This window comes from Sorangium sp. So ce327 (assembly GCF_051530205.1).
Lineage (GTDB): Bacteria > Myxococcota_A > Polyangia > Polyangiales > Polyangiaceae > Sorangium > Sorangium cellulosum_B.
The window spans coordinates 7813733-7825830 of sequence record NZ_CP150330.1; the positions used below are offsets into that span (position 1 = coordinate 7813733).

A 12098-nucleotide genomic window follows, 5' to 3' on the forward strand; every position below is an offset into this window, starting at 1 on the left:
GCGGTGCTTCGCCGGCGCCTTGATAAGTCGTGACGTAGCCACCACCCGAGAAGGAAAACTCCTACCGGATGATCGCGGCAGCAGATGCATGAGATGGCGCGCGCGGCTGCCCTCCGCCGATCACGATCCGGGCGGACGGAGCTGCTTGCGGACCTTCTTGATGAAGGTCTGGGTGCACTTTCCGTGGGTGGCCTCATGCTCCACGATCTCGAGCGTGAGCTTGGCCTTCGTCCCGCTGGAGAGATGTGCAGCCGCGTTCACCTCCCTGGCGAGCTGGATGCCTTCCAGCGACGCAGGTCCCTGCTGCTTCTCGACGGCCGCCTGCTTGTTCGGCTGCCGGAAGTGGGAAGGCTTTGTCTTGGTGACGTCGCGGAAGCCGGTGTCGTCCGAGCGCCGGCCGGTGCCGTGGCAGCCCGGGCAGGTGGCGGTGGTGCCGGAGAACGAGTTGGCGATGCGGCCGTCGCCGCCACAGATGCCGCAGGATTCACCAGCCATGAGCCTGGCCCTCGGTTCGGGGCAGGTGCTTCGGGTCCTTCATGCCCGAGAGCATACAGCCGATCGTGGCTCGTGGAAGCTTCGCCTGGGGCGATCCTGCAGATCAGCGGATCGTACTTTCTGTGCGTCATGTCAACCGCCGGTCGTTGCCGCAGAGGGCCGGGAAATTCCTGACATGTCGGAATGGCTTTGCGCCGGCTTCTATGGAACGTAGCCGCTCGGCCACCTGCGCCTGCGTGGCGCGCCGATCACGTCGACGCGCAGGGGACGGGGCACAAAAGACTTGACAGCTGCGAAGCCGTTTGGATGTCCTATCCCCACACAACCATACCAGTTGAGAGAGCCTGAGCTGGCAGTACAATCGAAGGAACGCGCCCCATTACCACGTGCCCAGAGGCCCCACCAACAGCATCCTGATGAACGTGCAGGGGCTCCTCGACCCGATCGGCTACACGCTGCGCATGCGGGAGCGCTACGGCGATCCGATGTCGCTCCCGAAGATGGACGGCAAACCGGTGCTGGCCACCGGCAGCGTGGAGGGTCTGCGCGCCGTGTTCGCGGTGCCGCCGGAGGCCTTGGACCAGATGCTGAGCAAGAGCTTCACCGCGGCGATGGGAGAGTCGTCGCTGTTCGCGCTCTCGGGCGCGCGGCACACGGCCATGCGCAGGCTGCTCATGCCGCCGTTTCACGGGCAGCGCATGCGCCTGTATGGGAAGCAGATCTGCGACCTGACCCTGCAGCACGCCCGGGACCTCGAGCCGGGTCTGGAGCTGGTGGCGCAGGACCTCATGCAGACGATCTCGCTGCAGACGATCATCCACCTCGTGTTCGGGGTCACTGCGCCGGCGGAAGCGGCGCGCCTCGAGAAGCTGCTCGAGGATCTGCGCAAGAGCTTCTCCCTCGGCCTGACCGTCACCCTCATGATTCCGTGGCTGCGCCAGGAGTTCCGGGGCTTCGGCCCGTGGGCGCGCAGGCAGCACGCGATCCGGAGCCTGCGCAGCTTCCTCGATCCGGAGCTCGCCCGCCGCCGCGCCGACCCCGCCGAGCGCACCGATATCCTGAGTCTGCTCCTGGAAGCCCGCCAGGAAGACGGGACGGCGCTGAGCGACCAGGAGATCTTCGAGCAGCTGCAGGCGGTGTTTCGTCCCGAGCGATTCCTGGAGCGAACCTATTCCCCCTTCGAATTCCTGCCGTTCGGCGGCGGGAATCGGCGCTGCATCGGGGCCGCCTTCGCGCTGTACGAGATGAAGCTGATCCTGGGCACGCTGCTGCGGCGCTACAGCTTCGAGCTCGTGTCCAAGAAGCCGGTGCGGGTGGGGCTGCAGGGCATGCCCGGCGCTCCGGTGCGCGTGATCGTCCGTTGATTCCTCCCGCAGACGTACGAGGTCTTCTCCGGCGCGAAGTGAGGCCGTCTCCGCGCGGCCACGCCGCTCCCCCTCTCCGAGGCCCACCTCACCACCTTGACATCCTCGCGTCGGTTCGTCTTTTCTCACCCTGAGCGCGTCCGATCACGACGGTCGGGTCACGCGAGATCCCCTGAAAGGGCGCTGGAGCTCGGGCCATCGAGTCAGGCGTACAACACATCATGAAGCGCACAACCGAGAAGCCGAGCAAGCCGCGCGCGAAGGCGCAGAAGGGGTCGCCCGAAAGGCGCGAGCCTCGGGAGGCCGCCGGAGCCCCCGCGGCGCCCGCCACGCCCGCCGGCGCGCAGGAGAGCCCGGCCGTAGTCGCGTTCCTGCGCGAGCTGGAACATCCGCGGAAGGAGGCGTTCGTGGCCCTCCGGCAGATCATCCTCGGCGTCAGCCCGGCGATCCGCGAGGAGATCAAGTGGAACGCGCCGAGCTTCCGGACAACCGAGCATTTCGCCACGTTCAACTTGCGCGCAAAGGACCGCGTCCGCCTCATCCTTCACCTCGGAGCCAAGGTGAAGGACACAGCGGCGAAGGGGCTCGAGATCGCGGACCCGGCTGGCCTCCTGGAGTGGCTTGCCAAGGATCGCTGCCTCGTGACGTTCAGCGACAGAGAGGACGTCCAGGCGAAGCGGGCGGCGCTGGAGTCCGTGCTGCGCGCGTGGCTCCGATGGATCTGACCCCTGCGCTGGTACAGCGGTCGAGCGGGGCCGAGCGAGTCTGTCCGCAGCGGCGCGGCGCGCGAGCACCCTGGATGACCGGCGAGCGGCCTCGGCCGCCGCTACTGACCCAGCAGCGGTGCGAAAACCTGGGTGGGTCGTGACAGATCGTCGATAATGCTGCTTGCGTTTGACGATCTGTCCACCATAACGCGGCACGAACCGCGTGCAGTACCTCGAATCACATGAATCTACACGGCGCAATGATTGCTATCACCGCACCATGACACGTGCTCGCCGGCTCGCGATCGGCCTCGGACTGGTCATGGTCATCGCGGTGATCGCGTGGATGGCGCGGCGCTCGGGTATCGTGAGCACCCCCACCCCGCAGCGGCCCAGCCCGCCGGCGGTCCGATCTGGCGCCTCCGCGCCCGAGCCCCCCTCTCCTCGCGCGCCCCAGCGCCACGCCAGCTCCGTCCCGAGCCGGTCAGCGCCCGACAGGCCTCCCACCGAGCCGACATCGCTGCAGGCGCCGGCGCGCGGTCCGGAAGACCAAGCCGCCCAGGAGCCCCCGCCTCCCCGCCTCGATGAGGAGCCGCGGGACGACGCCCCCACGAAGCCAGTCGCCGCGCCGCGCCCCGCGCGCCGGCGGGAGTCGTCCGCCTTCCGGCGGAGGTTGCAGCCCGGGCTGTGCACGGACCCCAGCGAGGCAGCCGGCGCGCAAGAGACGTTGATCTCCCACTTCCGCCACGAGACGTGGGGAAATGCCGGGCGCCTGTACGTCGACCCCAGGCTGCCGGACGACGCACACCTGCGCCTCCTCGCTCACCTCGAGCATGCGGAACGGGAGGTGTTCTACCAGCTGGAGCTCAAAGCCGAGCGCCCTGACGTCTTCGCGTACCTCGACACGGACCTGCTCACGGCTGCTGCCTGCACCAACCGCGGCGTGGTGGCCTTTTACGACGGCGCGCTGCACGTGGTCACGACGAGGGCGGACACTCGGACCAGCGTCGTGCACGAGTACACGCATCACGTGCTGATGAGCCACGGCATGCTGGGGCCGGCCTGGGCGCAAGAGGGCATTGCCATGTACATTGCGCAAGAGACATGGTGGCTCGCCCCGGCCAGGCTCGAGCAGGTGAGGGACGCTCCGATGCCCCTTCAGCTGATGGAGCAGGCCGTCCCCTACACGCTCCGCACGGACGATGCCCTGATGTTCTATGTGCAAGCGGCCAGCATGGTCCGCTGCTTCGTTCGCGGCGACAGCACCAGGTTGCGGCGGCTCATGGATGCGATGGGCACGGGTGAAGAAGCGGCGCTCGGCGGCTCATCCGACGAGCTCGCGCAGCTCCTCGAGCCCTCCACCTGGGAGTCCTGCATCGACACTCTGACGCAGGACATGGCCCCGCTGCGCTGATCCCTCGTCGTCCTGGCATTGCACAGCCGTCTGAGCGCTACCAGTCGCTTCCGGCTTCGAACTGGGGGACGCAGGCGCGGGCGAAGGTGCCGGGGTCGCCGGCGCGGCAGGGGTCGGCGCGGCGGAAGCCGGTGAAGGTGATGTCGGCGGTGGCGATGTCGTGGGCGTCGCCGCTCGCGGAGTCGAAGCAGTAGAGATCGCCGTCGCGGCTGAGGTAAGCGCCGGCGACGAGGGTTTTGGTGGTGTTCTGCTGGGCGAGCTTGGCGATGAGGACGCTCCAGCCGACGTGCAGGTAGAGCGTGTCGCCGACTCGAGAGCGACCGCCGGTCACCTCGACGACGGACTCGCCTTCGAGCGTGCCGGTGATGGCGTAACTGCCCTGACGGCAATCGTGGCAGTAGCGGAGCTCGCCCGATACGACCTCGCCGCTGCAGGTGAGCGCGCCCAAACCGCCAAGCTCGACGGCGGCATAACTTCCGTTTCTCACGGCACGCGCCTCGCCGGCTGCGCAGAGCAGCCGACCCCGGCTCGCGATGAGGGCATTGCTCAGCGGGCGCACCTCCCGATCTTCGAAGGGCTCGCTGCCGGAGCCCTTCAACCAGATTCCGGTGAGGAAGTCGATGGGACCGCGCAGGGCTTCGCCGCGAAACGTCTGCCACGAGGTGGGCCAGAGCAGCCGGTCCTTCTGCCAATTCTCGGTGCCATCGTCGGCTCCTGACACCTCCAGCAGCGGAGCGTCGCAGACCGGGAGCACAGCATCCGCCGGCGCGAGCACGACTTGCCGGCCGCCCGCCTCTCCCCCTTCCCCGCCCAGGCCCGCTACGCCGCCCGCGCTCCCCACCTGCTCGTGCGCCCCATGCTGGCTGTTGCCACACCCCCAGAGCAATGCCGCCCCGAACCACACCAGTTTCAAGGATGCCATGCCGACCCGGCCTAGCAAAGGGCGTGCTCGTCCTGCGCAGCCGCAGAAATGCCGCCGGCCGCAGCCCGCAGTGAACGCGCCGTCACAACGTGACGCACCGCCGGCACACCACTCGGCAAGGGTAGGCCCACGGCCGGAGCCGTGGTCGGCGCGGCATCGGGAGCTCGAAATTCGTGAGCCATGGGCTCCATGCCATTCGCTTGCGACCGACGATGCCGTCAGGGTCCTGGAGAGGATCGCCCGCGCAAAGCCCTTCCGACCTGCCAAGAATTTCCCGTTAACGACCAGCAGTCGACATGACCCACAAAGGACGATCCCCTGAGCCGCCCATAAAACCCAGCAGATCGAACGAGCTCACTCGACTGTGCAATATTACACACGCTGACGCTCGCGCGGAGGATCTCGAACATCAGCCGTTGTGACGTGGCGCGCTCGAGTGCTATCGTTGCTTGGTGCCGGCGACCGGTTGGCGAGAGTTCAAGGCCGAGGGTAAGAGGACGATGAACCGTCGGTCTTACGCGACTGTCGTCGCGATGGCATGGCTTGCCGCGTGCAGCAGCGGGTCGAGCGAGTCGCCTCTGCCAGCGCCGTCGGGCGGAGCAGGCGGTACGTCGGCGACCGGGGCCTCGTCCGCGGCAGGAGGCTCGAGCGGGAGCGCAGCACAAGCAGGCGGCGCGGGAGGGAGCGGCGGCGCTGCGGCTGTCGCGGGCTCGACCGGCGTGGCCGGCAGCCCGAACGCTGGCGGAGCCGCCGGCAGCGCCGGCGCCGGCGAGGCCGGCCCGGGGGCGGGCGGTGCCGAGGCGTGCCCGGCGGGCTCGACGCAGCTGTCGCCGTGGCCTGGCAAGGCCGAGGTCCACACGCTCGACAGCGAGGACGCGTTCGAGAGCGATCTGAGCGGGCTGACCTACGAGGCGCCCGGCGTGCTGTGGGCGACCGACAACCTCTCCGCCAGGCTGTTTCGGTTGCTGAAGAGCGGAGCGAGCTATGCGCCGGACACGTCCAATGGCTGGGCCTCCGGCAAACGGCTACGTTACCCGAACGGCAAGGGCACGCCCGACGCGGAGGGAGTGACGCTCGCCGCCACGAGCGCCGCGGGCGTCTACGTGTGCGCCGAGCGCGACACGGACGATCCGTCCGTGAGCCGGCTGTCCGTGTTGCGATACGACGTGACGGCCGCCGGAGCGACGTTGACCGCGACTCACGAGTGGAACCTCACCGCGCTCTTGCCCGAGGTCGACGCGAACGCGGGTCTTGAAGCGGTCACCTGGGCGGCTGACGGCTTGCTCACGGCGCACCACTTCTTCGACGAGAGCAAGTCCCGAGCTTACGCCCCGAGCGACTACGGCGAGCACGGCGGCGGCCTGTTTCTGGTGGGCGTGGAAGAGACCGGCAAGCTGTACGCTCTCGCGCTGAATCACGGGAGCGGCGCGGCCACCTTGGTGGCCAGCATCTCGACGCCGCTCGAGGGCGTGATGGGGCTCGAGCTCGACCGTGACACAGGGAGCTTGTGGGCTCACTGCGATGACACGTGCGACAACCAATCCGCCGTGTTCGGTATCGACGACGCGCTCGGGCGCTTCGTGCTGGAGCGGCGTTTCAGGCCCCCCAGCGGGCTGCCGGACTCCAACAACGAAGGCATCGCGCTCGCGCCGGACGCGGAGTGCAGCGGCGGCGTCAAGCCGTTCTTCTGGACCGACGACGCCGACGACGACGGCTTTTCCCTGCGCGAAGGCGCGATCGCTTGCGGTTGCCTGTAGCGACGGAAGGCCGTGGGGTAGCGCGGCAGCGCCTCGGGCGCCGGAAAGAACGCCCCCTGAGCCGCTGTCGAGCTCATCGCTCATGACGAGGAGATCGGGAGTCATCGGGGCGCCCGTGCCGCTGCTCTCCCTGAGCTGGGCAAGGCCGAACGACGCCTCGCGCGGCTCAGACGACCTCCTGTGCCCCGACTGGGCCCGACAGGAGCGCACACGATGCCCCGACCGGGTGCGCCGCCATCACGCCGCGCCGCTGCGGCGGTGCCGCGCCGGCCCCGGGCACCAGCGCCGCGGCCTCATGGCCCTCACAAGCCGCGAACCGCGCCGGAGCCCCGCCCGCGGATTGGGCCTTGCGACCGGCGCACGGAATGCTGTACCACGGAGACCGCAGTGCGTTTTCGTGGGGGGTCGCACCGGCGCGGCCCGCTCCTGGTCTATCCTGGACACGCGGCGATGCCGCGCGCCCGCTGACGAGCCCTCATGACCTCACCTGCCCAGGATCGCGCCACGACCCGCCCGGCATCCCGCCGCAAGCTGCTCCTGAACCCGCGATTCCAGCTCAAATACACCGGGCTCCTGGTCTCGGTGGTGCTCGCCGTCATGGTGGCGCTCGGACTCGTCATCTGGCAGACCGCGAGCGTCGCGAACGAACAGGCGCGTTACGCGGCGACCCAGGCGGAGCTCGCGCTCAAAGAGGCGGCGAACAGCGCCAAGATCCTCAAGATGAGCACCGCCGCCCTGGGCGGCGACGGCGCCGACCTCGGCAGCACCCTCGACGAGGAGCTCGAGAAGACGAACCGCGAGTACGAGCGCAACCTGGCAGAGGTCGCCAGGCGGCGCGCCGACGTCGAGGCGCTGCAAGGTCGTCTCCTCGGCATCCTCGTCGGCGGCGGCGCGTTCCTCCTCGCCGTCCTCGGCGTGCTCGGGGTCTTCATCACCCAGCGCATCGTGGGGCCGGTCCACCAGCTGAAGCGCCTCTGCCGCCAGGTCGGCACGACGCGGCTCACCATCGGAGAGGGGCTGCGAAAGGGCGATGAGCTCGGGGACCTGTTCGACACGTTCGTGCAGATGACCTACTCGCTCAAGGCGCTCCAGACAGGCAGGCTCGCGACGCTCGACGCGACCATCGAGCGGGCCGAGGCCGAGTCGGCCTCGGCCGAGGTGCTCGCGCGCCTGCGCGCGCTCCGGGCGCAGCTCTGCCTCGGCCTCAGCGAATCCGAGACGGTGCGGCGCCGCGGCCCGAAAGGTGGTGAGTCATGAGGCGAATCGCCGGGGCGGTGGAGACATGAAGCCTCCCGAGCTGGTCCAGCAGGCGGCCGGATTGCTCCGCGCCCGCTTCGATCTCAACGAGTACAACCCGACCCCGATCGTCGACCTCGGCGCGCTCGTGGCGAACGCCGACGGCACCGTCGACGCCGAGGAGATCGACGCCCTGCGCCAGCTCATCGAGCCGATGCTCGGCGCCCAGCTCAACGCCGAGCTCGTCCGCTACCTCATCGAGGCGAGCCTGAAGGTGATCGCCGCGGCGGGCGTCGAGCCACGGGTGCGCCTGCTCGCGGAGATCCTCATGGACTGCGACGCGGTGGAAGAGGGCATCATCATCGCGCTGGCGGTCGCCCACGCGAGCGAGGGGATCTCCGACGCGGAGCGCGCGGTCATCGAGTCGCTCGCCCGCGCGGCCGAGCTCCCCGGGCGCCGGCTCGATCAGCTGAACGAGCAGGTCCGGGCGGCGTTCGCGACCTGACGGCGGCCTCCACCGGCGGCGCGGGCTCCGGCGGCGGGCGAAGACGTGCGCCTCCGGGCGTGGCCGCCGCCGGCCGTGCGCGGCGTCAGCCCTCTTCCTTGGTCGCGAGCAGCCGCGAGAGGCGATCGCCCTCGATGCGGACGGCGATGACCTTCTCCCGGTCGAAGACCACCGCGCCCGGGGCGGCGCCGCGCGGCTTGCGCACGTAGCGGCGCTGGACGTAGCTCACCTCGCACACCGCCTCGCCGCGCGCGTCGCTGAAGTGCGCCGCCAGGGTCGCGGCGTCCACCAGCACGTCCGCGGGGCAGCTCGCCCCCTTCGCGAGCGGCACGACGACGTGCGAGCCCGTGACGCCCTTCGCATGAAGCCAGAGGTCGTGCGGCCGCGCGTGCTTCGTCGTGAGCGCGTCGTTGTCCTCGGCGCTTCGGCCGACGAGGATCGCCGCGCCGGACGCGCTGCGGTAGGCGTGGAACGGCCGCCGCGGCGCGGGCCGCCCGGCCCGGAGGGCGCGGGCGCCGGACGTCCCGGGCTCGCCGGCGAGCTCCGCGCGCGAGACGCCTAGGGAGCGGGCACGCTGCGCGAGCGGATCGAGCGACTCGGGCCGCGCCTCCGCTGCGGCGATGTCCGCCGCGAGCGCGGCGATCGCCGAGAGGGCGCGCTCGGTCTCGGCGAGGCGCGCGCGCATCACCGCCTCGCCGCGCTGGTAGCGCCGCGCCCTGGCGAAGAAGGCCTCGGCCTGCGCCTTGGCGGGGCGCGACGGGTCGAGCACGACCTCGATCGTGCCGTCGGTCTCCCAGTCGTCGAGGAGCGCCTTCGCGGCGCCCCGCGGCACACGGGCGCCCTGCGCGAGGAGGAGCTGCCCCGTCTTCTGCAGGCGCGCGACGCTGCCCAGCCGCCCGAGATCGCCGCGCACCGCCTCGGCCCTGCGCTCGAGCGCCGCGCGCCGCGCCTTCACGGCGCGCGCGAGCGCCGCCTTCTCCTGCCCGGCGGCGGCGTCGTCGCTCGCCTCGACGAGCGCCGAGCCGGCGGCCAGCGGATCCGCCGGGTAAGCGACCGCCGCCTGCGGGGCGCCCCCCTGAGGCGGCCAGCGGAGGATCAGGTGGCCGGCGGCGTCGAGCAGCCGCGCCTCGCCGCGGCGTCCCGGCGTGAGCTCCAGCCGCGCCCCCGGGGACGACCCCAACCTGGGTGGGGGCGCCGCCGGCCCCAACCCGGGTTCGGGAACTGCCGCCGGCCTCAACCCGGGTTCGGCCAACCCCAACCTCGGTGCCGCCGCCCCCAACCCGGGTTCGGGAACTGCCGCCGGCCCCAACCCGGGTTCGGGAACTGCCGCCGCCCCCAACCCGGGTTCGGGAACTGCCGCCGGCCTCAACCCGGGTTGGGGAACTGCCGCCGGCCTCAACCCGGGTTCGGGTGCGGCCAACCCCAACCTGGGTGCGTCCTCTGCACCCTCTCGGTCATTTTCCACCATGACCGCATCATCATCACCCGCGACGATCACGATGCCGTCGCCCCGCACCTCGATCGCCAGCACGCGGCGGCCGACCAGGTGCGCCCTCATGGCGGCGACGAGCGGGTGCGACGTGCCGGCGCGGAGCCGGGGCAGCCTCGGCAGGATCCCTACCCCTGAAACGCGCGGCCCGATGCCGGCGCCGAGCGCGCGCCGCGTCCCGTCGTAGACGGCGAGCGCGACGAGCCCCGTCGCCGGGTTCGCGTGCACCGCGTCGATCCGCGCCCCCACGCAGCGCGCGAGCGCCTCGGCGAGCGCCCCACCCTGCGCCGCGCCCCCCGTGTGGTCCTCCATGGCGAACCCCGCTCGTGCCCCTCAGCGCAACGCTTCGAAGTACGGCCCGCAGCAACGACGCCCGAGCTCGCACGTCCCGCCGCGGTCCTCGCACGAGGCTACCTCTTCACCGTTGACGAAGCAGGAGCAGAGCGTCCTGCCCGAGCTCTGGGTGCGGCACTCGGCCGCGACGACCACGCCCCGGCACGCGCCCTTGCAACTGCAGGCCCCGCCGGGATCGCCTGCGCACTCGATCCGCGGGCAGCCGCCGCCGTTCGCGCACCTGTCGTACTCGTCCAGGGACCGCTGGCACCGGGGCCCGACGAGATCGCAGTCGGACCTGCCGTTCGTCAGGCAGTCGAAGTACGGGATGAGCAGATCGTTGCACTGGGGCGCCTGGGCCAGGTCGTAGTCACACATCGTCCCGCAGCCGCCCGGCGCCAACACCCCGCACGCCTCCTCGTAGCGCTCGCAGAAGCGCACGCACGCCGACCAGGCCTCGCCGCCGCCCGCCCCGGTGGAGGCGCTCGCGGTCCCCGACGTGGCCATCCAGGTCGCGCTGGAGCTGACCGCGCTGGAGCCGTTCCCGCCGGTGCCACCCACGCCGGCGCCGACCGCGCTGGAGCCGCCCCCGCCGACGGTCACCCCGGTGGAACCGCCCACGCCGGAGCCGCCCACGCTGGTGCCGCCGACGCCGACGCTGACCGCGCTTACGGCGACTGCACCCGTGCTGATCGCGCTGGAGCCGACCGCGCCCGTGCCGATCGCGCTGGAGCTCGTCACCCCGGCGCCTCCTGACCCGTCGGGCATCCCATCGACGACGACGTTGCCACCGCACGCGCTCCCCCACGCCAGGGCGGCGAGCGCAGCGGTACGCATCCTGAGCATCGTCATTCGCATGGACCGCAAGAGTACCCCAGGAGCGCGCCCGGGCGCGAGCGCAGCGTCGATCCGCGCCCCCGCGCAGCGCGCCATCGTCTCGACGATCGCTCCGCCCTGCGCCGCGCTCCCCGGCTCGCCCTCCATGGCGAACGCCGCGGGCGCCCCTCAGCGAAACCCGTCGAAGATCGGCTCGCAACAGCCGTGGGCGAGGTCGCACGCCGGGCCGACATCCTGGCACGTGGCCACCTCCTCGCCGTTGACGAAGCAGGAGCAGAGGATCCCGTTGCGCATGTCGGGGCGGCACTCGACCGCGAACCCCGCGTTCGGGCACGAGCCCTTGCAGGAGCAGGTCCGGTTGCGATCGGCGAAGCACTCGAGCGGCGTGCAGCCGCCGCTGTCCCGGCACGCGTCGTACTCGGTCAGGAACGGCTGGCACCGTTGCGGAACGAAGTCGCAGTCGACGCTGGCGTTCGCCGCGCACTCGAAGAACATCGCGAGCCGCTCGTTGCACTGGGGCGCCTCGTTCACATACCCCTTGCAGAACCCCTCGCACTGCCCCGGCTCCACCTGCTCGCAGGCATCCGTATAGATCTCGCAGAACCTCATGCACATCGACCAGGCCTCGCCGCCGCCCGCCCCGGTGGAGGCGCTCGCTGTCCCCGACGTGGCCATCCAGGTCGCGCTGCTGCTGACCGCGGTGAAGCCGCCCCCGCCGACGGTCACCGAGGTGGAACCGCCCACGCCCACGCTGATCGCGCTGGAACCGCCCACGCCCACGCTGATCGCGCTGGAGCCGAACGCGCCCGTGCTGACCGCGCTGGAGCTCGTCGCCCCGGCGCCTCCTGACCCGTCCGGCATCCCGTCGACCACCACGTTGCCACCGCAAGCGCTTCCCCACGCCAGGGCGGCGAGCGCAGCGGCGCGCATCCTGAGCAGCGCCATTCGCATAGACCGCGAGAGTACCCCAGGTGGGCGCCCGAGCGCGAGCGCGGCACGGGCGCGACGGGCGCGAATCGAGGCGAGCCGCCGCGCGGCC

Annotated in this window: 11 protein-coding genes; 6 read left to right on the forward strand and 5 right to left on the reverse strand. The window is 71.0% G+C overall.

Features of this window, described 5'->3' with window-relative positions:
- Window positions 1-120: 120 nt before the first annotated feature.
- Window positions 121-495: a molecular chaperone DnaJ gene (locus tag WME95_RS29140; RefSeq protein ID WP_437902626.1), complete on the reverse strand. Its 375-nt coding sequence runs from the start codon at window positions 493-495 to the stop codon at window positions 121-123.
- A 386-nt stretch (window positions 496-881) separates the two neighbouring features.
- Between WME95_RS29140 and WME95_RS29145 the strand changes: the two genes are divergently transcribed.
- The 3 genes from WME95_RS29145 to WME95_RS29155 all read left to right on the forward strand — a co-directional run bounded on the left by WME95_RS29145 (window position 882) and on the right by WME95_RS29155 (window position 3980).
- The gene (locus WME95_RS29145; protein ID WP_437902627.1) at window positions 882-1859 is read left to right on the forward strand and encodes a cytochrome P450; all 978 of its coding nucleotides are present in this window, start codon (window positions 882-884) and stop codon (window positions 1857-1859) included.
- Between the two features lie 221 nt (window positions 1860-2080).
- Window positions 2081-2584, forward strand: a complete 504-nt coding sequence (locus WME95_RS29150; protein WP_437902628.1) for a DUF1801 domain-containing protein — start codon at window positions 2081-2083, stop codon at window positions 2582-2584.
- A 262-nt stretch (window positions 2585-2846) separates the two neighbouring features.
- Entirely contained in the window at window positions 2847-3980 is a 1134-nt protein-coding gene (locus WME95_RS29155) for a translation initiation factor IF-2 (RefSeq protein ID WP_437902629.1), read from the forward strand.
- Window positions 3981-4017: 37 nt separating this feature from the next.
- Here the strand turns inward: WME95_RS29155 and WME95_RS29160 are convergent, their stop codons facing one another.
- Complete coding sequence (locus tag WME95_RS29160) at window positions 4018-4893, reverse strand: hypothetical protein (protein ID WP_437902630.1); 876 nt, start codon at window positions 4891-4893, stop codon at window positions 4018-4020.
- Between the two features lie 509 nt (window positions 4894-5402).
- On the opposite strand from WME95_RS29160, the gene WME95_RS29165 reads away from it, so the two are divergent.
- The 3 genes from WME95_RS29165 (at window position 5403) to WME95_RS29175 (ending at window position 8400) form a co-directional block, all read left to right on the forward strand.
- Complete coding sequence (locus WME95_RS29165) at window positions 5403-6659, forward strand: lamin tail domain-containing protein (RefSeq protein ID WP_437902631.1); 1257 nt, start codon at window positions 5403-5405, stop codon at window positions 6657-6659.
- Window positions 6660-7136: 477 nt separating this feature from the next.
- The gene (locus WME95_RS29170; RefSeq protein WP_437902632.1) at window positions 7137-7916 is read left to right on the forward strand and encodes a sensor histidine kinase; all 780 of its coding nucleotides are present in this window, start codon (window positions 7137-7139) and stop codon (window positions 7914-7916) included.
- Between the two features lie 25 nt (window positions 7917-7941).
- Window positions 7942-8400: a tellurite resistance TerB family protein gene (locus tag WME95_RS29175; protein WP_437541982.1), complete on the forward strand. Its 459-nt coding sequence runs from the start codon at window positions 7942-7944 to the stop codon at window positions 8398-8400.
- Between the two features lie 85 nt (window positions 8401-8485).
- On the opposite strand, the gene WME95_RS29180 is transcribed toward WME95_RS29175, so the two are convergent.
- The 3 genes from WME95_RS29180 to WME95_RS29190 all read right to left on the reverse strand — a co-directional run bounded on the left by WME95_RS29180 (window position 8486) and on the right by WME95_RS29190 (window position 12004).
- Window positions 8486-9580 carry an NFACT RNA binding domain-containing protein gene (locus WME95_RS29180; RefSeq protein WP_437902633.1) on the reverse strand — a complete coding sequence of 365 codons (1095 nt, stop codon included), beginning with the start codon at window positions 9578-9580 and terminating at the stop codon, window positions 8486-8488.
- Window positions 9581-10222: 642 nt separating this feature from the next.
- Window positions 10223-11059 carry a hypothetical protein gene (locus WME95_RS29185; RefSeq protein WP_437902634.1) on the reverse strand — a complete coding sequence of 279 codons (837 nt, stop codon included), beginning with the start codon at window positions 11057-11059 and terminating at the stop codon, window positions 10223-10225.
- A gap of 168 nt (window positions 11060-11227) precedes the next feature.
- Window positions 11228-12004 (reverse strand): hypothetical protein, encoded by a 777-nt coding sequence (locus WME95_RS29190; protein WP_437902635.1) that lies wholly within the window; start codon window positions 12002-12004, stop codon window positions 11228-11230.
- Between the last annotated feature and the right edge of the window lie 94 nt (window positions 12005-12098).